The following is a 23,829-nucleotide window of genomic DNA, read 5'->3' as shown; positions in this document are numbered from 1 at the left end:
CAAACAGAAAGGAAACTACAATGTTACATCGCAACTTAGCGCTTCATACCGACCTTTATCTCCCACGCTGGATGTATATTTATTGGAAACAAGGCCGTCATAACGAAAAAGTCGTCTTCGACCTTTACTACCGCTCGAACCCGTTCAGCGGCGGTTACGTCGTCTTCGCCGGCTTGCAAAATATCGTGCACTATTTAGAGAACGTCTCGTTCACGGAAGCCGATATCGCTTATTTGAAAGAACAGCTCGGGTTCGAGGACGAGTTCGGTGACGTCCTCCGCAACTTCAAGTTCACCGGTTCTCTCTATAGTGTGCGCGAAGGTGAAATCATCTTCCCACACGAACAAGTCGTCCGGATCGAGTCGACGATCTTCGAGGCGAAGCTGTTCCAAACGGCGCTCCTCAACATCGCTAACCATGAGTCACTCATTGCCTCGAAGTACGCCCGAATCCGTCAAGCCGCGCCGAATGAGACGTTGCTCGAAGGCGGGGCCCGCCGTGCCCAAGGCGTCGACGCCGCCTACTATGGGACGCGCGCCGCTTACATCGCCGGCTTTGACGTGACGAGCCTTGTTTCGGCAGGACGTGATTTCAATGTCCCGACCGGAGGGACGATGGAGCACGCCGACATCCAGTTCCATGATGACGAACTCGAGGCGTTCCGTTCATTCGCCGAGATGTATCCGGACAACACGAGCCTGTTGATCGACACATACGACACGCTCAAATCGGGGCTCCCGAACGCCATCACGGTCGCAAAAGAGCTCGAGGCGAAAGGATACCGCTTGAAATCGGTCCGTCTCGATTCGGGCGACCTTGCCTACTTGTCAAAACGGGCCCGGAAAGCATTGAACGCGGCCGGTCTCGACTACGTTAAAATTGTCGTCTCAGGTGACCTCGACGAGTACGTCATCCAAGACTTGCGGATGCAAGGCGCTGAAGCCGACACATTCCTCGTCGGGACGCGTGGGATCACGGCTTACGAACAGCCGGCCCTCGGGATGGTGTACAAGCTCGTCGCCCGTGAAGGGGCCGATGGCGAGTTGAAACCGGTCATCAAAGTGTCGTCCTCGAAAGTGAAGACGACGACCCCGCACAAGAAAGAACTTTACCGAATTATCGATAACGAGACGGGCAAGTTCAAAGGGGATTACATCGCGCTCGCCGACGAACCGGTCGAGACGTATACGGAGATCGACTTGATCGACGTGCGTGACCCGGCGTTCCGAATCAAGACGCGCAACTTCACCGTCAAACGTTTGCTCGAACCGATCTTCCTAGATGGGAAGCGCGTGTACGACTTGCCGAGCGCGACAGACATCCGCCAGTATCACCATGAGCAGATGAACGGCCTATGGGAAGAGTACAAGCGACTCCGGTTGCCGGAAGTGTATGCGGTCACGTTCAGCAAGCCGCTGTGGGATTTGAAACTCGAAATGATCCGTCAAACACGGATTCCAAAATAAACAAAAGGTTACGGGGCGTCCCGTAACCTTTTGTTTATGCCGTCGTCATTTCGTGCGCGTGGAGTTTATCTTCTTTTCTCCGAAAGTAAAGTGCGATCGAAAGGGAAATCAAAATCAAGATGAAATAGATGGTCCGCTGCCAAAACGTCGCCTCCGTGTCCCCCCGGAACAAGGCGATGATATAGTCACTCCCACTCACGAAGAACAGTCCCGCGAGCAAAAGAAAGATGCGATACCCGGCTCGACTCCGTTCTTGCTTTACTTTGAAGAAAAGGACACCGTAATAACCGATTGCTAGGATCGTGATATATCCGATTATGCCAACAATCCAACTCATTGTGATGCCTCCTTATCCTCTGATATTCACGTCGCTTCCCCGTTATCGTAACACAATCTTCGAATCAGACTATGTTAAGATGAGTTAAAGAAAACGTGGAAGGGATCGATACGATGAAAACGTTCCGTCTGGTCCAAGTCCGCCTCGTCCAAGACGAGTACGGCAACGAGTTAAACCTCCCGATCGAGCTGCTCGACGGGTTGATCATCTCGAAAGAACACGATAATGAATGGCTCCTCGAAATGCTCGTCCCGACCGAATTTGCTGTCATGCTCCACCACTATTTGAACAAACGGATCCTTCTTTTAGCAGAGGCGGTCATCACCTCGGCCAACAACCGTCCCGCGGCCATCGCGATGACGTTCACGAGCGAGCGTTCGCTATCGAACCATCACACGTTCGTCGCTGAAGGGTTGATGCTCCTGCCAAAACAAGATCCGACGAAACAAGTTCTCGACTCCTTGATCTCAGAAGGGGTGGCGGACGCCAATCTCAAACCGTCGTTCTTCGAAAAACAAGTCGAGCAGCAACAGTCGTTCAGCCGCTCTGCCTTCACCCAGCTCGTCAAGACAGGATCGTTCGAATAAGCGAACGGTCTTGTTTTTCTTTCCCCGTTTTTGTAAACGGCTCAACCAAAAAAGACGAAGAATTTTCTCCGCCTTTAGATATACATGAAAAACAAGATGACCATCATTGTCATCCCGATGACTTTGAGCACGGTGCTACCAAGGAATGCGAGCACCGTCCCGACGCCGATGCTCCACGCCTCGCGCGTCGTTTTGCCGAGCGTGAGCTCCGCTAAAAACGCAAAGATGAACGGGAAGATGAGTACACCGACGAGCGGGAAGATGAACGGTCCGGCAATCAAACCGATGGTCGCGCCCCACTTCGCCCGTTCCGAGCCGCCGCGCTTGTCGACTGTCGCCCGTGTGACGATGTAGTCGACCGCAAACAAGAAAATCAAGAACAGGATTTGCCAGAGCCAAAACGTCCATGTGAGCGGTTCAAACGAGAACCCGAATCCGTAAATCACATAACCGATGAATAAGAACAGCACGCTCGGGATGACCGGATAGATCAATCCCGCGAACGCGACAACAAATGATGCGATGATGAAAATCCAGAGCAATGTTGTCATGAGCTTCTCCTCACTTCGTGACGATCTCGTTCGTAATATGATCGGCGACGTTCACGGCCTTTACGACGAACTGATCTTCACGACGTTCGATATAGTTCGAGCAGGCGTTCCGCATGGCATGGCGGAACGTGTACGTGTCATCGACCGCCGATAGGGCGGCTTTGATCGCATGCGAATGGCAGACGACGATAATCCGCTTCCCTTTATGCGCCTCGACGAGATGTTCCATCCCTTCAAGCACCCGGGCCCGCATCTCGTCTTCCGACTCAAGACCCGGAACCCGTTCCTGATCGTCCGCTTGAACTGCCTCGTAAATACCCGGCACCGGTTTGCCTGACGCATGGCCGAACTCACGCTCGATGAACCGTTCGTCATGAATAATCTCGCCCGGACTGATGCCGCACGCCTCCGCGATGTAATGGGCCGTTTCGATTGCTCGCGTGAGCGGGCTCGCGACGATCACGTCCCAGTTCTCTTGACTTAAAAAAGCCGCGCTCTCTTCGGCTTGGCGATGTCCAAGCGCGTTGAGCGGGATATCTTCCCGTCCTTGAATGATTTCTTGAAAATTCCAATCTGTCTGACCATGTCGGACTAAACAAAGTTCCGTCACACTCTTCACTCCTTCGTAATCGTTAAATCTTTTCCAATCGTAACATCTTTCTAAAAAAGCGCAACGTCACGTCAAGACATCGTCGATGAAACGATCGATGCGGGCCATGAGCTGTGTTTCTTTAATCGGATTATCGGATTGGAGAAAACTTGCAAGCGAGTGGGTACCGTTCGGGAACGAGATGAGCTGGACGTTCGCCCCGACCTCACTGGCGTGCTCGACGAAATGGAGCGCTTGCCCGAACGGGACGATCGGGTCTTTTTTACCGTGCAAGATGAGAATCGGCGGCGCGTCGTCATACAGATGTGTGACCGGTGAACATTTCACCATCAATTCACGCCACGTCTCGCGACTGCCCTCGTAAAACTTCAAGTGCGCAAGCCACGTCTGGATGAACTTGAACAAGAGGAAGTTCGTCGGCGGATACAGCGCGATGACCCCTTTCACCGGCGGTACGTCGTCACCGAGTTCACCTGTGAACTGTTTACTCCGGTCGAGCGCCGTCGCGAGGACGAGCGCCGCACCCGCCGAGTCGCCCCAGACGATCAATCGATTGATGTCGAGATTGAGGAGCCCGTCATGTTGTTTCAAGTAACAAAGCGCGTCGGACACGTCGATGATGTTGTCCGGGAAGTAGACACCGTCCTCGAACAGGCGATAGTCGATGCTGACGATGGCGAACCCTTTCCCCAAGAAATGATCGAGAAGGGGATGGAACAACGTCACCATGCCTCGGCCTCCGCGGACGAACGCGCCACCGTGCGCGTAGACGGCGACCGGGAACGGTCCATCGCCCGGTGGGTAGTATATATCGAATTGGAGCGGTTGGTCGTTGACGACCTTGTACGTGTGGGTTCGTCGTTTGCGTATAGACGGGCGAACCGTCATCTCTGGTTCTTGCCATCTAACGAGCGAACCGTACTGATTCCAAACGCTCGCCCCGGCCGCGGTCGCCGCCGCTAACGCAGCGCCCCCGACAAACCAGGCGGTCTCCTTTCTCATACAAATCCACTCCTCGCTCTTTTTTTAATCATATTCCCTTTTTCTTTAAAAACCATCCATCGGAAGTCGGACTTGACGTGTGCTTGACTGCCCCCTATAATATTAGACGCAGTTACAGAGCGTAACCGTTACGGTTTAATAGTTGATATAGAGAATGAGAGGCGGAATAATACATGAACAAGAAATTAATGAGCGTCGCCGCGGCCGGGACACTTTTACTCGGCGGTTGCGCCAACAACGAAGAGAGCAATGCTACAAATGCTACAGACGAATCGAGCGATCAGTTGACGGTATACGCGTCGACATTCGCCTTAAAATCGATTGCCGAAGAGATCGGGGGCGACCGCGTCCGCGTTGAGATGGTGATCCCGCCAGGTGCCGACCCGCACACGTACGAGCCGACTTCAAAACAGATGACACAGATCGCGGAAGCTGATCTATTCCTCACGATCGGTCATGACCTTGAGCCGTACGTCGAGGCGATGGAGCAGAGTCTCGCGAGTGAGGACGTCACGTTCGTGAAGACCGCGGAAGACATCGCTCTGCTCTCGGCTGACGATACCGTCCACGTTCACGGTGAGGATGAGCACGGCCACGAAGCAGACGAACATGCCCATGAAGAAGACGAGCATGGCCACGAGGAAGATGGGCATACGGAAGAAGAAGCAGGCCACAGCGAGGACGACGGTCACGATCACGGCCAATACGACCCGCACGTCTGGCTCGATCCGATGAACGCCGTCTCGATGGCAGAAGCGGTCGAAGCGTCGTTCGCCGAGCAAGCGCCTGACTATAAAGACGAATTCGCAGATCGGTTGAGCGCATTCAAAGAAGAAGCCGACGCGCTCGATGCCGAGCTGCAAGCGGCTGTCGACGCCGGTTCGAAGTCAGAGCTCCTCGTGACGCACGCGGCTTATGGCTACTTGGCGGAACGATACGGTTTCGACCAGCTTCCGATCACTGGTCTCACGCCGTCTGAAGAACCGTCACAGCAAGCGCTCAAGCGGGTCATCGAAGAGGCAAAGCTCCATGACTTGAAGTACATCGCGTTCGAGGACACGGTGACACCGAAAGTGGCCGAAGTCGTCAAAAATGAAATCGGTGCCGAAGCGGTGACGATTTACAACCTTGAATCGGTCACGAAAGAACAGATGGACCAAAGCTATTTCGACTTGATGCGCGAGAACGTCAAAGCGCTTGAAATCGCATTGAAATAAGACAGAACAAAAGCTCGGCGCCGTTGCGTCGAGCTTTTGTTGTCTGAATGGTATTACACCTGCCCCTCTTACTAGCGTTCGGTGTTGTCGACCTCATCTTGTAGGACTCTTTCTAAGATTAGGACGTAGACTAAAGAAACCAAAACTCCTACAGTACCTGGTAGGACGGCGACGAGTGCATCGTCCAGATATGATGCTGGGATTAGGTAAGTTAAAAAAGCCTTAACGCCATAAAGTGCTATTAAAGCTGTAAGTAGAATTAAAGTTATAGTTTTTTTCTTCACATTTCCAAAAAACTGACGTTCAGTTTTATCGGTTTTATCTGCATTAGTTATGCCTAACCAAGATAACATTCAGCGAACCTCCATAGAATAATAAGTACTTTAAATCAATGCCCCCCAAGCAGTTCACAGCACCGCTCGACGCTATGACGTCGGGCTTTTTACATCTCCGGCTGTCGATCAACCTGGCGCAGCCGAATCCAGATGACGCTTGTGACAAAAAGTACGACTGTCGTCATACTCGCTTGTAGCAACATCTCCCACAGTATGTCACGTGAATCGAGACTATAAGTGACTAGCAAGCTTCCTAAAAAGAAAATGATCGCCGTGACACCGATGTACAACAAAGAACGGTTTGGCCGACGTTCATATAAGAACATCGCGCTAGTAATCACAGCCAATAAAAGATTCAGGAACAGCAAGACACCCCAAAGTATCGAGACAGGATGTTCGGAAGGGGTCCCCGCTTCAAGGACATATCCCCAGCTCACGATATAAAGCAAAAGCGTTATAATATTCATCCTTGCAACGCGTTTTCGGCCGACTCGATATGCAAACGCGGGGCTAACCATCATATAGAACAAAGCCAAATTAACAAAGAAATTGCCCACTTAGCTTACCTCCAGGTTTTCAATATTATACCATTCAGACAATATCATTCATAATAAATCAACACGAGCTCATCCCGCTCGCTCGCCTCGTCACAGAAGCGCTTCAACAGTGTCCATTTGAGCCAAATGTCATCGAGACTGTCACGATTCACTAGCGCCATCTCTCCGACATCTTCTTTTTCGAAGGCGTTCATCGCGTCTTTGACGATATGAAGCAGCTGCGGCGTCAAAATCCCGACGACGACCGCTTGCTTCTCATTGACGACCAACTCTTCCCCAATGACGGCCATCTCCAAGTTATACGTGTCATTCCCGTCGATATACACTTCGATTTGACCGAGTATTTGTTGAAACCGTTCAATATTTGGAAGCGTCAACGTCTCGTACGTGTCACGGTGTTGCTCGTGCACGTGAAGCAACCAGTCTAGAATCATCTCCGGATCTTGACCGAACGAGACCCATACTTCCGGGGAAATGCGTATATAATGTGTCGTCTCCATGAGTGAACGCCCCCCTTTTCTTCACTTTACCCTTCTTTCAGACGCAAAAAAACCGCCTACGTAGATTCGTAGACGGTTTGTTGCTTATGAACGGAACGTACCCGTTTTGACTTCTTCTTCCTCGTTATCCCAAGCCTCTAAATATTCACGACCAGGCAGGTCTTCGATCGAGTCAGCATAAAATACCGGATCGTCTCCTTGACGGCGTTGCTCTAAATAATCGTCGAGCACGAGCCGTGCGACTTTCGCGAGACGGAAAATCGCATACAAGTTGACGAGTGCCATGAGTCCCATGAACACGTCGGCGATCGACCAGACGAGACCGGCCGAACGGACAGCTCCGAAGAGGACCATCCCGACGACACCGATGCGGTAGAGCGTGACATAAATCTTTTTATTCGAGATGAACTGAATGTTCGTCTCACCGTAGTAGTAGTTTCCTAGGATCGAGCTGAACGCGAACAAGAAGATCGCAATCGTCAGGAACGATGTCGCCATCGGACCGATTTCAGCCGTGAGCGCCGCTTGTGTCAATTCGACACCTGCGAACGAATCCGAACCAGCCACACCTGACAACAAGATGATCATCGCTGTCGACGTACAGATGATGAGTGTATCGACGAAGACGCTGAACGATTGGATCAAGCCTTGTTTGACCGGGTGTGATACTTCAGCAGTCGCTGCCGCGTTCGGAGCCGACCCCATACCCGCTTCGTTCGAGAACAGACCGCGACGGATACCTTGAAGGACCATCGCCCCGATCGCCCCGCCGAACAGTTGCTCGAGACCGAGCACACCTTCAGAGAAGATGAGACCGAACACGCTCGGCAATAGCGAAGCGTTTGAAATCATGATCCACAAAGCGAGCAGGATGTAACCGCCGGCCATGATTGGAACGATTATACTTGATAACATCGCAATCGATTGGATGCCGCCGAAGATGACAATTGCTGTGATGGCAGCCAACACGAGACCGACCGTTGTCGGGCTGACCCCGAACTGGTTGCTCATCGAAAGCGAAATTGTGTTCGATTGGACCGAGTTAAAAGCAAAACCGAACGAGAACGTGATGAGGATGGCGAACAAGATGCCGAGCCACCGTTGCCCGAGGGCACGCTCCATGTAGTAAGCCGGTCCCCCGCGCCATGTACGGCCATCTCGAATTTTATAGACCTGTGCGAGCGTGCTCTCGACGAACGCCGAGGCGGAACCGACTAAAGCGATGATCCACATCCAGAAGACAGCTCCCGGACCACCGAGCGCGATCGCTGTCGCGACACCGGCGATGTTGCCTGTTCCGACACGTGCTGCCGTCCCGATGGCGAACGCTTGGAACGAAGACACTTGTCCTTTTTCACGCTTCATGCCGTCTTTGAACAAGAGGCGGAACATTTCAGGAAGCATACGGAACTGAACGAACCCCATGCGAATCGTGAAGTAAAGGCCTAACGCGACAAGAACGACGATGAGCACCGACGACCAGAGCAGGTCGTTCGCTTGCCCAACAAACTTTTCGATCATATTCTCCATCTTCAATCCTCCAAAATGTATGTTTAGTTATAAGTAAAAGTTATGTCAACTTTCTTAACATGATTAGAATTATAGGAAAAGTGTGCGGAGAATGCAATCTTTTTCAGCAATTTTCAAGTTTCACACCCAAACAATAGAAAAAGCGACCGGCCCATGGCCAGTCGCTCTGATTGCTTGATTTACTTAGATGAACAGGTTCAAGTTGCCGCCTTCAGCTGCCCCGAGGTATGCTGCCACACCGCCGAGATTGATGCCGTCGATCAACTCTTCTTCTTTGATTCCCATGACATCCATCGACATCGTACAAGCGACCATCTTGACGCCTGCTTCTTGTGCCGATTTAATCATTTGGTCAAGTGATGGCACGTTTTTGTCACTCATCACTTTCTTCATCATTTTCTGGCCAACCCCACCGAAGTTCATGTTCGAGAGCGGAAGTTCTCCAGCATGCGAAGGCATCATCATGCCGAACATCTTCTCGAGACCTTGCTTCTTCACGTCAGGTGCGTCCGGTTTACGAATGACGTTCAATCCCCAGAATGTGAAGAACATCGTCACTTCTTTCCCCATTGCCGCTGCGCCTTGAGCAATGATGAACGAGGCGAGGGCACGGTCGAGGTCTCCGCTGAAGACGACCATCGAAGCGCCGTCGCCGGCTGGTGCTCCTGCTTGGGCGGCCGCAGGGCCGTTGCCTTTTTGAAGGATCGCTTCGACGCGACCGTTTACGAACTGTTTCGAGACGAGTTTATTGCCCGTCTTTTTCGCCCATGCTTCGATGTCTGCGAAGAAACCAGGATCGCTTGCGAGGACGCGGAGCGTCTCGCCTTCGCCGAGCTCTGCCACTTTTTTATTTACTTCTAAAATCGGGCCCGGGCATTGAAGACCACATGTATCAAGGAAAATCGGTTCTCCGACTGGTTCATTCGTCATTGCGGGTGGTGCCTCCTTCGTTGCTGTCGCAGCAGTCTCATCTGCCGTTTCACCTGTCTCGAGCGCGTCAAAATCACGTCGTACTTGTGACCACGTCTTGTAGCCACCGCTCAAGTTTTTCACTTTGAAGCCATTTTGGCGCAAGATGCGTGAAGCCAGGTAGCCACGAAGGCCGACTTGACACGTCACGTAGATCGTCTCGTCTTTACTATAGCTGTCCAAGTTGTCACGGAGCGAGTTGAGCGGGATGTTGATCGACCCAGGAATTTTCCCGAGCTCATGCTCAGACTCGTCACGGACGTCAAGGAGTGTCGCGCCGCTCTCGACCAATGCGTCAATCTCGTCCCAATGCACGACTTCGTTGTCACCGAGGATGACGTTCGAGGCGACGTAACCGATCATGTTGACCGGATCTTTCGCCGAGCTGAACGGCGGTGCGTAGCTAAGTTCGAGGTCTGGCAGGTCGAGGACCGTCAAACCACCTTTGATTGCTGTCGCGATGACGTCGATCCGTTTATCGACACCGTTCATCCCGACACCTTGAGCACCGTAGATTTCACCCGTTGTCGGATGGAACAACAGTTTGAGTGAAACTGGAGTCGATCCTGGGTAGTAGCCTGCGTGTGAACCTGGGTGCACGTGGACGGCTTCAAACTCTTTGCCGGCCGCTTTCAAACGTTTCTCGTTCCATCCTGTCGAAGCGACAGTCATGTCGAACACTTTTGCGATCCCGGTACCCATCGTCCCATTGTACTTCACGTCGCGGCCGTTGATGATGTCGGCAACGAGGCGTCCTTGACGGTTGGCTGGCCATGCGAGCGGAACGACCGTTGGCTCTTTGAAGATATAGTCGAGCACTTCGACCGCGTCCCCGATCGCATAGATGTTCGGGTCCGATGTGAGCATCTTCTCGTTGACACGAATCGCGCCACGTGTGCCCGTCTCAAGACCGGCTTCTCGGGCGATCGTCGATTCAGGAATGACCCCGATCGACATGACAACCATGTCCGTTTCAATGACACGGCCGCTCGTCAAATGAATCTTCTTCCCTTGATCAGAGAACGACGACACGCCGTCTGACAATTGGAGGTCCACGCCATGGAGACGCATATGTTCATGGATTGGTGCGACCATCTCACGGTCGAGCGGTGTCATGACTTGATCCGCCATTTCGACGAGCGTCACGTCAACGCCGCGTTCACGTAAGTTTTCAGCCATCTCGATTCCGATGAAGCCGCCTCCGATGACTGTCGCGTGTTTCGGTGCCTTGTCATCGACGTAGCTACGGATTTTATCTGTATCCGGAATATTTCGGAGCGTGAAGATATCTTCTGCTTCCTCGATTCCAGGAATGTTCGGACGAATCGGTTTCGCTCCAGGCGACAAGACGAGGACGTCGTATGACTCATCGTACGTTTCACCCGTCTGGACATGTTTCACCGTCACCGTCTTCTCAGCGCGGTTGATTTTCATCACTTCCGTCAAGTTGCGGATATCGAGTTGGAACCGTTTGTTCATGCCCTCAACTGTTTGGACAAGCAATTTTTGACGGTCTTGAATCACGTCACCGATGTAGTATGGGAGACCACAGTTGGCAAATGAGATATATTCGCCACGGTCGAACATGACGATTTGATTTTCTTCATTTAAGCGACGGAGACGTGCGGCTGCCGAAGCACCACCTGCTACCCCACCGACAATTACGATTTTTTTACTCATTGCTCATTTCCTCCTTTGACGACTTCACCAGGCCAGCTCATCAAGCCGTCTTCTATATTGACCACTTTATAACCTTTTGCTTCCATTTGCCAAGTAGCTTGCGTGCTGCGAGCGCCCGAACGACAGAGCACGATGTACTCTTGGTCTGTGTCGAGCGTATCAATCCACTCCGTTATTTCAGAGAGCGGATAATTCGCCGCCCCCGCGATGTGTGCTTCTTGAAACTCGTCGCGTTCGCGCACGTCGACGATGTTTACAGGGACTTCAAAGTCCATTTGACGTTTTAAAGCCGATGCTTTCATCTTTGTTTACCCATCCTTTTTATCTATAGTCATTTCACGTATTCATGATCAGCTTGGTAGCGGGCGTCCGATAAACTTTGTGATTCATTGAACAATTCACTTCCACGTCATTAATATACCCCCTATGGTATGTGATTGCAAGGGAAATGTTTGACGAATCGGCAAACACTTGATTTTTTTCGGCTTAAACGTTGTTGCTCGACACATACTCCCCCACGTATTAAGATGAGACTACACAATACTAGTTGGGTTACTGAACGATTTGAATATAGAGGTGAAACTTATGGAACAGTATCAATACGACACGAAAGTGTTGAACCGGATGAAACGGGTCGAAGGCCAGATCCGGGCCATCATCCGCATGATGGAAGAAGGCAAGGAGTGTCGCGACGTCGTGACACAACTGAGCGCGGCCCGATCGGCACTTGACCGCGCCTCGACGATCATCGTCGCCAAGAACTTGGAGCAGTGCATCATCACGGCGCAACAAGATGGCGAAGATACGTCGGAAACGGTCGAAGAAGCCATCAAAATGTTGATGAAACGCTAGTTCCCCTTGCTTTCCCCTCTCAAATGGGGGAAAGTTAGAGTAACGACTTTTAAGGGGGATTTCTTTGTGAACTTTGAAGAAAAAGTAGAATCATTCAAAGCGCTCGTCGCAGAACGCAACATGACGTTCAAAGAGAGCGAGACCGAAACACACGTCACGTTTTTAACGCGTGAAACGACTAAATCTGGGGCCCAGCCCGTTATGATTATCGCCTTCAACAAAAAGACGACTGACGCCGAGCTATACGCCGCGACAGTGACGCACGTGCCGGACTACGTCGAAGACCTACCGATCCTCAACGCATTGAACGAGTTCAACCAAGAGTTCAAGTACTTCCGTTGCGTGCTCGACAGCGACCGTGACGTCACGCTCGCTTCAACGCTCGACCTCGACCTCGGCTTCTCACCGGAAATCATCTTGCAACATTCGTTCATGATGTTCCAAGCAGCCGACGAAGTGAACGAGTACATGCAAAAACTGTACACGCAAGTTCAATAACAAGCAGCCGCCCCGGAATAAATCCGCGGCGGCTTTTTTTGAAACGTGATGTCCATTCGGTTCGTATGAATCAGAGAAGGAGGGATTTTGATGTTAACTCGTTACACCCGTTACCTCGATTCGTTCGAAGCCATCAAAACGGCGACGAAGTGGGCACTCACTGACGACTTCCGGCGTTTGATGGCCGTCAACTACGCCATCCACGACACCCCGTTCGATCCAAATCGGTTTGAACAGGCGCAGGCGGCCGTCAAACAGAAAACCGGCTTGTTCTCCAAATTTCGCGGTAGCAACAACCTCGTCTGGTTATCGTTTCTCGACGCCAGGTATGAAGACGTCGGCCCCGCGATTGACGAAGCACTTCGTCTCGACACGCTGCTCGACCGAAAACATTTCCGTTTCAGCGCGCTGCGGCCGTTCCTCGCGAGCCAGTTGATCAACGTCGACGAACCAGAACGCAGGCTCGATGAGGCAAGCGCCCTCTATCAAGCATTTAAACGCCAGCATCCGTGGCTCACGAGTGAAGAGGATCTGCTGTCGGCACTCGTCCTCGTGCAAGCGTTCGACGACCACACTGAACTGAACGAGCGCATCGAATCGTATTACGAGGCGCTGAAAATCCACTTACCACGCTCGAACGAACTGCAGCTCGTGTCGCATTTGCTCATGTTCAGCAAGTTGGACCGAGACGACGCCGTCGCTCGCTTCTTAGACTGGCGCACCCGCCTACAAAACCAACAGCTTACCGTCAAGAGTGAGCAGCTACCGTCGCTCGCCTTGCTCTCGATCGTCTCGGCACCGAACGACCAAGACGAACAAGCGATCCTCGACATCACGAACGCTGAAAAAGAGCAGCAACGCTGGTTCAACACGCACGGACTAAACGTCGCCATCCAACTCGTCGCCGCGGAACATATTACCGAAGATGCGAGCGACCTGCTACTGAACGGGACGTTCGCTCATTTGCTGGCGATGCAACAAGCAGCCTCGGCAGCAGCAAGCGTCGCCATCATCGCGAGCACGTCGTCAAGCGACTAAAAAAGAAGGGTTGCCCCTTCTACGTGTAAAGATATGCGCTCAAACAAATTAAAACGAACACCGAGTTCACGATCTCAAAGATCCCGATTTTCATGACCGGGATCTTTTTGCCGTAGAAAACGATCGCCCGGACGAGGCTCGGCGCGTATGCGAGCGCGAGCAGCGGATAGCCGAACGCGATGAACGCTGCGACGAGCATGAGGTGATACCCCCACGAGATGTTCCGGTACAACGCGCTCTTCTTCTCCCGAATCATCGTCTTGACGTAAAAGATACTGCCGAGGAAATACAAGTACGGCAAGATGAACAGCCAGACGATCGTCGCGCCCAACGTCTGCGCACCCAAGTAATAGCTCGCCATCCCACCGATACAAAATGACGTGACGGCACTGACGTCGTTCCAGACGTTGCGCTCGTCTTTGATTTTGGCGAAATAGGCGTTGACGAGACCGAACGGGATCATCGCGAGGACGAACCAGACGAGACGCCACTCGGTGATGAACACCGGAATGGCAGCGACTGTCGCAATCACGAGATACGTCACGACCATTCGCAACAGCTCAGCCGACTTCTTCCGTTGCTTCACGTATTGGAACAAGAAAAACGTGCCCATGTAGACGAACAACCAAGCGATGGCGAACGGTAAGTGCGCGAGTGTCCATCCTCCGACGATGCCGCCGAGTAAGAACGGTAAAATAAGCATCGACCAGGCGCCGTGCTGTTTTGGAATCATCCATTTCATGTGACTCACTCCTTCTATAATCAGTTTAGAAGAACGGCGTGGGGAAAACTGTGACAAATTTTACAAAACAAAAAACGATCTCAGGCGAGATCGTTTTTTGGTGTTAGTTTGGTCACACTTGGTATGGCTACTTCGACAGCGTCTTCCGTCAACATCTTCGTGACGACACGACCCGCGATTGAGACCGCGATGAGCGTGTAGAGCGCGTTCGAGAGCGGCAAGTAGATGAGCGAGATCGCAAGAACAACCACATCGAAGGCGATGAGAATCGTTCCGACCGATACGCCGGACCACTTTGACAGACCGAGTGCGAATAAATCGTCGCCTCCGGTCGCTCCACCTGACTTCAAGACGAGACCGAGACCGTAGCCGGTCACAATCCCACTCGCAATCGCAGCAAACAGTGTCGCCGGCCAGACCTGGATGTCAAACGTCAACAGGTCGAGTCGATCCCACATCGCATAGCTGAGCGAAAGTGACGCCGCGGCAAGCACGGCTTGTCCGACGAAGCGCCAGCCTTTCCACCAAAGAGCGATTAAAAAGAAGGGGATGTCGAGTACGATCATCGAGATCGCCGGATCGATATCAAATAAATAGCGGCCGAGTAATGCTAACCCGACAAAGCCCCCTTCTGCCAAACCAAACTGTTCATTCAAATAATAATAACCGAACGCCATGATCAGCGTTCCGAGCACTATGGTAGCAACTCGTTTCATTCCGATTGTCCTCCCCGTTTTCAACGGAGAGGAGGATCCTCAGTCGTAGCCGCGGTTCCATCTGTTCCATCTCCGATCTTCCGTTTGTTGATTTTTTACATCGATGTTCGTCTGTAAAAACTCAACGCTAGAAGTCCGGCAATTGAAACAGAGGCCATGTCCTCTCGGTGTCCATAAAGACCTTCCTTTCCCAAATTGCGCGTAATCATGAGACTATTTTAACATACTCTCGCGACTATTTCATTAAATGTACATTTAGTGTAGATTACGTTTCGGTAAATCCTTCTTCCCGAACCACCACCAGTTCCAGTCGCCGAACAGTTTCATCAAGGACGGGACGAGCAACATCCGGATGATCGTCGCATCGATGAAGATGGCGAGCGCGATACCGACCCCGAGCTGTTTGATCGGGCTGACACCGGTGAAAGCGAACGCGCCCGTGACGACGATCATGATGACCGCGGCCGACGTGATAATCTTGCTCGTCTTAGCGAGCCCCATCTCGGTCGCATAGTCGTTATCCCCGGTCTCGCGGTAATACTCCTCGATCCGTGAGACGAGGAACACCTCGTAGTCCATCGACAGGCCGAAAACGAGCGAGAAGATGAACACCGGCGTCAAAATACTGATCGTCTCGGCGTCGTAGACGTAGCCCGACTCAAAGATGATGACCAACAACCCAAACGTCGCCCCGAGTCCGAGCACGTTCATGATGATCGCCTTGATTGGAATCAAGATCGAGCGGAACGCCCACATGAGGATGACCATCGTCGCTAAAATCACGGTCACGACCGCATAGGGGATGCTGTCGTAAATCTCTTCATAGATCTCTTCGTTGAAGGCGGCCGGCCCGCCGACGTCGAAGCCTTGGTCGCGCCAATCGCGGACGAACGCCTGCGCTGCTTTATCGCTCGGCGGCACGTCGAAGCTGACGTTGACGAGCGCGAGGTCGGTATTCCCTTCGAGCGTGACGAGACGTTCAAACGCCTCGAGCTGTTCCGGGGCGACTTGAACGAGCTGTTGGAATTCCGCAGCTGTCAGATTTGATGCGGTCAAGAACGTCGTGACGTTGTCGACGATCGGGTCTTCATTCAACTCATCTGTGAGGGTTGTCAACTCGTCAAGAATCATCGAGTCGGTCAAATCGTTCGTCTCAAACAACAGCACCGCATCGGTCGACGTCTCGCCGAACACATCGTCCCACCGCTCGAGGGCGGCCCGGGATTCGTACGACGTCGGGAGCGCATCGGCGTCCGGGATGTTCAGTTCTAAGTCGCGGACGAACCAAAGGCTCGGCAACAAAAGGAGCAACGCGACGAGCGTCATCACGACCGGACGCTTCATGACGAACCGGGCCAACTTTTGCCAGCGCACTTCAGAGCGCGTCTCGTTCGTTCTGATGAGACGTCCTTTATTGATGGCATCGCCGAAGATATAGAGCGCCGACGGCAAGAGCGTGAGCGCCGATAAGACGGCACCCGCGACCGCAATCAAGGCACCGAGCGCGATCGCTTGAAACACATCGACTTGAATGAACAACAGTCCGGCGAGCCCGACGAAGACGCACAGTCCTGAGAACAGGATCGAGCGACCTGCCGTCGCGACCGTCCGGACGATGGCCGCTTCCCGTGACAGTCCTTTGGCGAGCTCTTCACGGTAACGGTTGACGAGCAGGAGCGAGAAGTCGATCCCGAGCGCAATCGCGATCATCGCGACGGCATTCAATACGAAAATCGATAGCTCCATCGTCTGCGTGAAGAAGAAGAGCGATCCCGCCGCGACGATGAACGTGATCAGTCCAACGAATAAGGGCATGAAAGCGGCGAGCGGTGTCCCGAAGACGAGCAGGAGGACGACGAGCGCGACCGGGATCCCGATCAATTCGGCCCGGATCAAGTCATTTTTCGATGCCTCGTTCAAATCTTGGGCAAAGACCGGCTCCCCGGTCAACCGGACTTCCGTGTCCGTATCTCGAATCAATTCAGCACGAACGTCGGCAATCGCCGCCTCGGCCGCTTCCTGGTCCTCGAACTCGAGCACGAAGTACGCGGCGTCACCTGAACGCGCGTCCGGGTTCTCCGCTGGCGTGATGACGCCATCGACGCCTGAAACAGATTCGAGCCGTGTTTTTTGTTCGGCCATGACCGTCTCTAAGTCACCGCCTTCAAGCAAGACGATCATCGAAGCGCCGGCCCGGTCGAACCGATCGTTCAACGTGTCCTCCACTTGCGCGAAGCGGCCATCTTGAACCGCAAACCCGTTTCCTCGCAATTCCCCAGGCAACTGCAATCCGAAGTAAATCGAGACCGCTAATAACACAGTCCACACGGCGACCACCCAAAAGCGCCACCGCACCAAATTTTTACCTAACCGTTCCATCCAAGTCCACCCCTCTCCATCTAAGAAGACTGTTCCCGTTTCGCACGAGTTTCATCAAGTCTTCGCAAAAAAATCCTGAACCGTGAATTCGGTCCAGGAACGTCAACGCTCGAACACTTGTAGCCAACTATGGCAAAATCGTCGAGGCGTCGATAATACGACGAGGCGGTCTCCCGACTCATCAAGCAACATCACTTTCAATAATTCACTTTCGGCACATACGTCAGAAGCAAACAGCAGACGGTCACGCTTGAACAGCTGGAACGAAGTCATCGACGTAATCGCTGTCGTCGCACCGACCTGGTCGACGATAACCGTATCATAATCGCCGCCGTAAGGAATCGTCCATCGTTCACCCGCTTCGACCTGCTCGACCATGAATTGCTGATTCAATTCATCGTAAAGCGTGACGAGGCCTGGGGCCGTGAACCGCTCAAAATCATAAATCGGATGATAGGCTAACTCGATGATGGCGCCAAACTCCGGCGTCTCCTCATAGCGGCTATAGCGGAACGTGTGGTCGGTCATGTTTAACGCCACGATGTCAGATTCCGCCGAGTAGAGAAATAAATCGTCTCCTCGCCAATGACATAAATTGCTGAACCAATCGTCATGAAACGTTTTTGGGATTGGGTGACACTCCATCATGCCTTGCTTTAAATCAATGACTCCATACGTTTGCATGTCTCGGAACAGCGCGACGGCTTTTTTTCCATGTGGTTCAATATATAGTGCGCAAGGTGCCGATTTCCACTCGAGTTCCCATCTGATTTGGAACGTTTCGTCGAAAAAGACAAATCCAGTTTGCGCCAAATACAACATCCATCCTCCACCGACGCGCTCTAACCATTCAACCGTCTGATGAAACTGATAGTCTGCTACTTGTTTGTACATTTGATCACTTCCTAGTTTCAGCTTAGCAACGACCGAACGGTTTTTCGATTTTGAATGTGTTCACACGACACATTCTCACTCGGTCCGTTTTTGCTGTATACTGGCTGTAGCAAACCTGAATTTAGAAAGGAGAAACCACATGCGCCCACTACAACTGTCTCCCGAGACGGCGGTCGAGCTTGCCAAAAAGTTGAACGTACCGCTTGAAGAACTCATGCATATGCCAAAACATATCCTCGTTCGGAAGATGATGGAGCTTGAAGCATCTAAGACCGAGCCGAACGAAGAAAAGGAGACGGAATGACGTCTCCTTTTTTTGTTACCCTTGTTTATTCTTCCGTTTTTTCGCGACGTACCAGAGTCCAAGGATGGCAAGCGCAGCCCCACCGGCGACGGCGTACTTGCTGTAATCCGGACGGCGTTCTGTCACGACGAGCGTCGACAGCGGCGCGACGGTGAGGTGCCGGTCTTCGACGAGGCGTGGCGCCGTCAAGTTGACGGTATGGTCCTCGACATGAACTTCGAACTTGCCTGCTGGCAGCTTCACGTCGACCGGTACTTCGAGTCCGTTATGGTAGACGAGATGACGCTCGACATAACCTTCGACGTGACGATGAAGTTCGTAGGCGATTATCCCTTCTTCTTCGTCAAAGAAACGTAAGTGCTTTCGAATCTGTTCGGTGTTCTCGAGACGGAACAACGGATACTGTTTGCGTAAGTTGATCAAGCCTTTCACATATTCGACGCTCGGCGTCTCTTGCTCGGCCCGGGTCCAGTCCAATCGGTTGATGACCTCGCCCGATTTGAAACTGTTCTCGTCCCCGTCTTTCGTGCGGAAAAACTCTTGACCGCTGTGAAGGAACGGAATGCCTTGACTGAGCAGGACGATCGTCGTCGCAAGACGATGACGGCGGCGGCGCTTCGTCTCATTGTCGTCAGGACTAGCGGCGGCAAGTTTGTCCCAAAGCGTCAAGTTGTCATGGCATTCGACGTAGTTGACGACTTGGTTCGGCTCATCGGCGAAGCTTTGACTCGTGACCGCACCGGCGATCCCGCGCTTCACGTCAGCCGTCAGCTCGGCGTTGCCGCTGATCCAGCCCGGCAAGTCTTCGATGAACACGTCACCACGGATTCCGTCCCGGATTGCATCGTTGAACTGGGCGATACGTGGCATTTTATGGGCGTTGTGTTGGTTTGCCTTCTTACGAACTGCCAGTGGTGTATCGAGATCCCAGCCTTCTCCGGTGACGAGGATCGAGGGATCGATCCGGTCGAGTGCTTTGCGGACTTGGTTCATCGTCTTGACGTCATGCAGCCCCATCAAATCAAAGCGGAAGCCGTCGATCATAAACTCTTTGGCCCAATACGAGACGCATTCGACGATCAGCTTGCGCATCATCGCCCGCTCTGACGCCGTATCGTTGCCGCACTCCGAGCCGTCGGCAAGCGTCCCGTCCTCGTTCAACCGATAGTAGTAGTCCGGCACGAACTGGCCGAGCGGTGTCGTCAAAGCGTCATACGTATGGTTGAACACGACGTCCATGATGACGCGGATCCCGCGGTCATGGAGCGCTTGAATCATCGCCTTCAATTCGAGGATACGGGCGGCCGGGTCATCCGCTGTCGAGGCGTACGAACCTTCGACCGCGAAATAATGGACCGGGTCATAGCCCCAGTTATAGTTCGACTCGCTTTCCCGCGACTCGTTGACCGAACCGTAGTCAAAGAACGGCATAAGTTGAAGGTGGGTCACGCCGAGCGCTGTGATGTAGTCGAGCGCTGTCGGGTATCCGTTTTTCGTCTTCGTGCCGGCCTCGGTCATCCCGAGGAATTTACCACGGTGCATGACACCGCCATCCGGATGGCTCGTCAAATCTCTCACATGTGCTTCATAAATGACCGCTTCTTGCGAAGAGTGGAAGAGCGGACGTTCTTTGACCCAATGGTCCGGGTTGATTGAAGACGGGTCGAGCAGGCAGCCCCGCTTCCCGTTGACGCCGACGACTTTCGCATACGGATCGAGGGATTCGATGCGTTTGCCGTCAACGATTGCCTCGAACACGTAAAACTGACCTTCGAATTGCGCCCGGTCAAGCTCGACCATCCATGTCCCTTTTTCGGCCCGTTCGAGCTCGATGCGATCAAACTTACGCGCCCGCGCCGTACGATAAAGCTTCACTGTCATTTGCTCGGCTACCGGCGACCACACCCGCAGACGGATGAGTTCACTTTTAAACGTCACCCCAAGGTCTTTTCCATGATATGCAACGTGATCCAAGTCTACATTTGTCTGTCTATCGATTGTATGTTCCATCGTTTCACTCCTTCACTGCTTCAAATCTGCTATCATTATAACAAAACCCATACAAAGGATGGATGAAACATGGCAAAAGACAATTCTTTTGATATCGTGTCAGAAATGAACCTCGAAGAAGTGAAAAACGCGATCCAAATCGCCGAAAAAGAAATTTTGAACCGTTACGACTTTAAAGGGTCGAAGAGTGAGATGTCACTCGATAACGGTGACCTCGTCCTCGTCTCAGATGACGATTACAAACTCGAACAGTTAAAAGACGTCATGATCTCGAAGTTGATCAAGCGCGGTGTGCCGACGAAAAACCTCGACTATCAAAAAATCGAACGCGCACTCGGCGGTACCGTCCGTCAACGTGTCAAGTTGAAGAGCGGAATCGACAAAGACGATGCCAAGAAGATCAACAACGCCATCAAAGAGTCGAAGTTGAAAGTGAAATCGCAAATTCAAGACGATCAAATTCGTGTGACGGCCAAGTCACGGGATGACCTACAAGCGGTCATGCAACTCGTCCGTGAGCTCGAGTTATCGGTCGATGCCCAGTTCACGAACTACCGATGAAACTCGCCATCATCAGTGACCCGCACGGTTCGTTTGATGATTTGAAAGCCGTCCTCAAGGCGGTCAGGCGCGAGACCGAGCACATCCTCTGCCTCGGCGACTTGTACGAGTGCCATATCGGCAAAAAACGGCGCAACGAACGGTTTCATGACGTCTCTGACGTCATGACGTTTGACGAGCAGTACGAGGCGCTCTTGACGTTCCCGAGCCTGCGCGGCAACCAAGAAGAACGGATTGACGAAGTGCTCATCGTGTCGCACCCTGTCAAGACCCGCATCTCATTATTGCCTGAACAGACGACACTCGATGAGGCGCTGTTCTTACATGGTCACCAAATCGAGTGGAGCGCCGACTGGGAGCCGATCGTCGAAAAAGGCAAGTACCCGCTCGTCTTCATCGGGCATAGTCATATTCCGGGCATCTACCGGAAAGGCCGCTCGATTCCCTGGGAAATCGGGACACCGTTCAAGTTGAAGAAGAAGCGCTACGTCATCAACGTCGGCGCCGTCATCTTCGACCGAGAATGGTGTCTGTATGATACGAAGACGCGAACAGTCACGCGGATGAAGGCGTGACACAACAAAAGGGACCTTTCGCAGGTCCCTTTTGTTGTATTTACATTTCTTCTGGAGCTTGAACACCGATTAAACGGAGTCCTTCCGTCAAGACGATCGTCACGGCTTTGACGAGCGCGAGACGCGATTGTTTGCCCGCATCTTCTTCAAGCACACGGACGTGGCCGTAATACTTGTTGAACGATTGCGCCAAGTCGAGGACGTAACGGCTGATGATCGACGGCTCACGGCGCTCATGGGCACGCGTGATGACGTGTGGGAACGCGTTGAGCATCGTCACGACACCCCACGTGTGGTCGTCGTCCGCACCTGCGAACGTCGAACCGTCGTAGTTGCCTTTACGGAGGAGCGAGTTCGCCCGTGCGTTCGTGTACTGCACGTAAGGTCCCGTCTCCCCTTCGAACTTGAGCATGCTGTCGAGGTCGAACTCGATGTTGTTGATGCGCTCGTTCTTCAAATCGTGGAAGATGACGGCGCCGACGCCGACCATACGAGCCACGTTCTCTGCGTTTGGAAGCTCAGGGTTCTTCTGTTCGATGTTCGCTTGCGCTTTCTCGATCGCTTCTTTCAATACTTCTTCAAGTAGGACGATGCGGCCTTTACGTGTCGACATCTTCTTCCCTTCTTGCAAGATCAAGCCGAACGGTACGTGGTGCATGCCGTCGACGAAGTCGTAACCGAGCTTGCGGAGTACCGAGAACAACTGTTTGAAGTGGAGCGCCTGCTCGCCACCGACGACGTAGTTCGCTTGGACGAAGTTGTACGTCTCATGACGATAGACGGCCGCAGCCAAATCACGTGTCGCGTAAAGCGTCGCGCCGTCTTTCTTTGTGATCAGGCAAGGTGGCAAGTTCTCGTCTTCAAGCGAGACGACCATCGCCCCTTCACTCTCGACGAGCAGGTTCTTCTCTTCGAGCATGGCGACGATCCGGTCCATCTTGTCGTTGTAGAACGCTTCACCGTGGAAGCTGTCAAACTCGACACCGAGGAGATCGTATACTTTTTGGAACTCTTTGAGCGACTCGTCACGGAACCACGTCCACAGTTCGGTCGCTTCAACGTTACCGTCCTCGAGCTTTTTGAACCAAGCACGGCCCTCGTCTTCAAGCTCAGGCTGAGTTTTCACTTCTTCATGGAAGTGAACGTATAGCTTCAAGAGCTCAGCGATCGGATTTGCCCGGACCGCTTCCTCATCGCCCCACTTCTTATAAGCGACCATGAGTTTCCCGAATTGTGTACCCCAGTCGCCGAGGTGGTTGACACCGACGACGTTGTAGCCGTTTTTGCGAGCGATCTGGTTGATGGCGTTACCGATGACCGTCGAGCGCAAGTGTCCCATCGAGAACGGTTTGGCGATGTTAGGTGACGAGAAGTCCGTGACAATCGTCTCGTTGCGTGTCGCATGCGTCGCGTAATCCGCTTGCTCGTCGAGAACCGTGTTAATGATTTCCTGCGAGACGACGTCACGGCTCAAGAAGACGTTCACATATGGACCGGCCGCTTCAACTTTTGTGAACAGTTCGTCGTTCAATTCACCGGCGATGTCAGTCGCAATCATGACCGGCGCTTTCCGGTACGCCTTGGCGAGTTGGAAGCATGGGAACGCGAGATCCCCGTGCGCCTCATGTTTTGGTTTTTCAATCAATGCCTCAATCTGGTCGAGCGTGAGTTCGTCACCGATGACACGTGACAGAGCCTCCGCATACTTGCGTTCATAACTCATGTAAATTTCCTCCTTCAAATCTAGTCATAAAAAAAACGCCCTTTGCACAGATGCAAAGAGACGGGTTGGCCCGCGGTACCACTCTTCTTGCCTGCTTTACACAGACCACTTTAATGGTGATAACGGGGGGCCCCCGGCTACGCCTACTCGCTTCGGATAGCATCTCAAAAGTGCGTTTCGCGATGTTTGTCAGCCT

General features: G+C 52.7%; 25 protein-coding genes and 1 other annotated feature (1 of these 26 cut by a window edge). Of the genes, 9 read left to right on the top strand and 16 right to left on the bottom strand.

Features of this window, described 5'->3' with window-relative positions; translation table 11 throughout:
* Positions 1 to 20: 20 nt before the first annotated feature.
* Entirely contained in the window at positions 21 to 1,466 is a 1,446-nt protein-coding gene (locus EVJ30_RS10885) for a nicotinate phosphoribosyltransferase (protein ID WP_070329215.1), read from the top strand.
* 34 nt (positions 1,467 to 1,500) lie between these two features.
* Here EVJ30_RS10885 and EVJ30_RS10880 read toward each other — a convergent pair whose 3' ends face one another.
* Positions 1,501 to 1,803 (bottom strand): hypothetical protein, encoded by a 303-nt coding sequence (locus EVJ30_RS10880; protein WP_016510524.1) that lies wholly within the window; start codon positions 1,801 to 1,803, stop codon positions 1,501 to 1,503.
* Between the two features lie 113 nt (positions 1,804 to 1,916).
* Here EVJ30_RS10880 and EVJ30_RS10875 point away from each other — a divergent pair, with 113 nt between their 5' ends.
* Positions 1,917 to 2,390: a YwpF family protein gene (locus EVJ30_RS10875; RefSeq protein WP_070329230.1), complete on the top strand. Its 474-nt coding sequence runs from the start codon at positions 1,917 to 1,919 to the stop codon at positions 2,388 to 2,390.
* Positions 2,391 to 2,464: 74 nt separating this feature from the next.
* Here the strand turns inward: EVJ30_RS10875 and EVJ30_RS10870 are convergent, their stop codons facing one another.
* The 3 genes from EVJ30_RS10870 to EVJ30_RS10860 all read right to left on the bottom strand — a co-directional run bounded on the left by EVJ30_RS10870 (position 2,465) and on the right by EVJ30_RS10860 (position 4,553).
* On the bottom strand, positions 2,465 to 2,941 hold the full coding sequence (locus EVJ30_RS10870; protein ID WP_070329213.1) for a DUF456 domain-containing protein: 477 nt from the start codon (positions 2,939 to 2,941) through the stop codon (positions 2,465 to 2,467).
* Positions 2,942 to 2,951: 10 nt separating this feature from the next.
* Positions 2,952 to 3,551: a histidine phosphatase family protein gene (locus EVJ30_RS10865; protein WP_131469073.1), complete on the bottom strand. Its 600-nt coding sequence runs from the start codon at positions 3,549 to 3,551 to the stop codon at positions 2,952 to 2,954.
* A 66-nt stretch (positions 3,552 to 3,617) separates the two neighbouring features.
* Positions 3,618 to 4,553 carry an alpha/beta hydrolase gene (locus EVJ30_RS10860; RefSeq protein WP_131469071.1) on the bottom strand — a complete coding sequence of 312 codons (936 nt, stop codon included), beginning with the start codon at positions 4,551 to 4,553 and terminating at the stop codon, positions 3,618 to 3,620.
* A 173-nt stretch (positions 4,554 to 4,726) separates the two neighbouring features.
* Between EVJ30_RS10860 and EVJ30_RS10855 the strand changes: the two genes are divergently transcribed.
* A complete protein-coding gene (locus EVJ30_RS10855; protein ID WP_131469069.1) occupies positions 4,727 to 5,770 on the top strand; it encodes a metal ABC transporter solute-binding protein, Zn/Mn family in 1,044 nt (347 codons plus the stop codon).
* Between the two features lie 71 nt (positions 5,771 to 5,841).
* Here EVJ30_RS10855 and EVJ30_RS10850 read toward each other — a convergent pair whose 3' ends face one another.
* From EVJ30_RS10850 to EVJ30_RS10825, 6 genes are all read right to left on the bottom strand, one after another.
* Positions 5,842 to 6,123, bottom strand: coding sequence for a hypothetical protein (locus tag EVJ30_RS10850; protein WP_131469067.1), 282 nt, complete (start codon positions 6,121 to 6,123; stop codon positions 5,842 to 5,844).
* 89 nt (positions 6,124 to 6,212) lie between these two features.
* On the bottom strand, positions 6,213 to 6,662 hold the full coding sequence (locus EVJ30_RS10845) for a hypothetical protein (RefSeq protein WP_131469065.1): 450 nt from the start codon (positions 6,660 to 6,662) through the stop codon (positions 6,213 to 6,215).
* Positions 6,663 to 6,706: 44 nt separating this feature from the next.
* Positions 6,707 to 7,162 (bottom strand): hypothetical protein, encoded by a 456-nt coding sequence (locus tag EVJ30_RS10840; protein WP_131469063.1) that lies wholly within the window; start codon positions 7,160 to 7,162, stop codon positions 6,707 to 6,709.
* Between the two features lie 84 nt (positions 7,163 to 7,246).
* Positions 7,247 to 8,692 (bottom strand): alanine/glycine:cation symporter family protein, encoded by a 1,446-nt coding sequence (locus EVJ30_RS10835; RefSeq protein WP_131469061.1) that lies wholly within the window; start codon positions 8,690 to 8,692, stop codon positions 7,247 to 7,249.
* Positions 8,693 to 8,875: 183 nt separating this feature from the next.
* Positions 8,876 to 11,341 (bottom strand): CoA-disulfide reductase, encoded by a 2,466-nt coding sequence (locus EVJ30_RS10830; RefSeq protein WP_131469059.1) that lies wholly within the window; start codon positions 11,339 to 11,341, stop codon positions 8,876 to 8,878.
* On the bottom strand, positions 11,338 to 11,643 hold the full coding sequence (locus tag EVJ30_RS10825) for a rhodanese-like domain-containing protein (protein WP_016509667.1): 306 nt from the start codon (positions 11,641 to 11,643) through the stop codon (positions 11,338 to 11,340). The genes EVJ30_RS10830 and EVJ30_RS10825 overlap by 4 nt, the downstream gene beginning before the upstream one ends.
* 283 nt (positions 11,644 to 11,926) lie before the next feature.
* On the opposite strand from EVJ30_RS10825, the gene EVJ30_RS10820 reads away from it, so the two are divergent.
* The 3 genes from EVJ30_RS10820 (at position 11,927) to EVJ30_RS10810 (ending at position 13,729) form a co-directional block, all read left to right on the top strand.
* Complete coding sequence (locus EVJ30_RS10820) at positions 11,927 to 12,193, top strand: metal-sensitive transcriptional regulator (protein WP_016509666.1); 267 nt, start codon at positions 11,927 to 11,929, stop codon at positions 12,191 to 12,193.
* A gap of 66 nt (positions 12,194 to 12,259) precedes the next feature.
* Complete coding sequence (locus tag EVJ30_RS10815) at positions 12,260 to 12,691, top strand: type III secretion system chaperone family protein (protein ID WP_016509669.1); 432 nt, start codon at positions 12,260 to 12,262, stop codon at positions 12,689 to 12,691.
* Positions 12,692 to 12,781: 90 nt separating this feature from the next.
* The gene (locus EVJ30_RS10810; RefSeq protein WP_236636081.1) at positions 12,782 to 13,729 is read left to right on the top strand and encodes a DUF4003 family protein; all 948 of its coding nucleotides are present in this window, start codon (positions 12,782 to 12,784) and stop codon (positions 13,727 to 13,729) included.
* 19 nt (positions 13,730 to 13,748) lie between these two features.
* Here the strand turns inward: EVJ30_RS10810 and EVJ30_RS10805 are convergent, their stop codons facing one another.
* The 4 genes from EVJ30_RS10805 to EVJ30_RS10790 all read right to left on the bottom strand — a co-directional run bounded on the left by EVJ30_RS10805 (position 13,749) and on the right by EVJ30_RS10790 (position 18,460).
* Complete coding sequence (locus EVJ30_RS10805) at positions 13,749 to 14,471, bottom strand: YwiC-like family protein (RefSeq protein WP_131469055.1); 723 nt, start codon at positions 14,469 to 14,471, stop codon at positions 13,749 to 13,751.
* An 80-nt stretch (positions 14,472 to 14,551) separates the two neighbouring features.
* On the bottom strand, positions 14,552 to 15,187 hold the full coding sequence (locus EVJ30_RS10800; RefSeq protein WP_070329202.1) for a YitT family protein: 636 nt from the start codon (positions 15,185 to 15,187) through the stop codon (positions 14,552 to 14,554).
* A 255-nt stretch (positions 15,188 to 15,442) separates the two neighbouring features.
* On the bottom strand, positions 15,443 to 17,566 hold the full coding sequence (locus EVJ30_RS10795; protein WP_131469052.1) for an MMPL family transporter: 2,124 nt from the start codon (positions 17,564 to 17,566) through the stop codon (positions 15,443 to 15,445).
* A 102-nt stretch (positions 17,567 to 17,668) separates the two neighbouring features.
* Positions 17,669 to 18,460, bottom strand: a complete 792-nt coding sequence (locus EVJ30_RS10790) for a hypothetical protein (protein WP_131469050.1) — start codon at positions 18,458 to 18,460, stop codon at positions 17,669 to 17,671.
* Between the two features lie 139 nt (positions 18,461 to 18,599).
* On the opposite strand from EVJ30_RS10790, the gene EVJ30_RS10785 reads away from it, so the two are divergent.
* Positions 18,600 to 18,764, top strand: coding sequence for a YycC family protein (locus EVJ30_RS10785; RefSeq protein ID WP_016509685.1), 165 nt, complete (start codon positions 18,600 to 18,602; stop codon positions 18,762 to 18,764).
* Positions 18,765 to 18,779: 15 nt separating this feature from the next.
* Here EVJ30_RS10785 and pulA read toward each other — a convergent pair whose 3' ends face one another.
* Entirely contained in the window at positions 18,780 to 20,774 is a 1,995-nt protein-coding gene (pulA, locus tag EVJ30_RS10780) for a type I pullulanase (RefSeq protein ID WP_131469048.1), read from the bottom strand.
* Between the two features lie 69 nt (positions 20,775 to 20,843).
* Between pulA and EVJ30_RS10775 the strand changes: the two genes are divergently transcribed.
* The gene (locus tag EVJ30_RS10775) at positions 20,844 to 21,335 is read left to right on the top strand and encodes a YajQ family cyclic di-GMP-binding protein (RefSeq protein ID WP_034780837.1); all 492 of its coding nucleotides are present in this window, start codon (positions 20,844 to 20,846) and stop codon (positions 21,333 to 21,335) included.
* Positions 21,332 to 21,910 (top strand): metallophosphoesterase family protein, encoded by a 579-nt coding sequence (locus EVJ30_RS10770; protein ID WP_070329198.1) that lies wholly within the window; start codon positions 21,332 to 21,334, stop codon positions 21,908 to 21,910. Before EVJ30_RS10775 ends, EVJ30_RS10770 begins: the two co-directional genes overlap by 4 nt.
* Positions 21,911 to 21,950: 40 nt before the next feature.
* Here the strand turns inward: EVJ30_RS10770 and argS are convergent, their stop codons facing one another.
* Positions 21,951 to 23,633 (bottom strand): arginine--tRNA ligase, encoded by a 1,683-nt coding sequence (argS, locus tag EVJ30_RS10765; RefSeq protein WP_131469046.1) that lies wholly within the window; start codon positions 23,631 to 23,633, stop codon positions 21,951 to 21,953.
* A 53-nt stretch (positions 23,634 to 23,686) separates the two neighbouring features.
* Positions 23,687 to 23,829 (bottom strand) — a binding site (T-box leader); it runs 69 nt beyond the window's last position.

Origin of the sequence: Exiguobacterium sp. SH5S13 (assembly GCF_004337085.1) — a bacterium.
Classification (GTDB): domain Bacteria; phylum Bacillota; class Bacilli; order Exiguobacteriales; family Exiguobacteriaceae; genus Exiguobacterium; species Exiguobacterium aurantiacum_A.
This window is presented reverse-complemented; position numbering and strand designations above follow the sequence as displayed.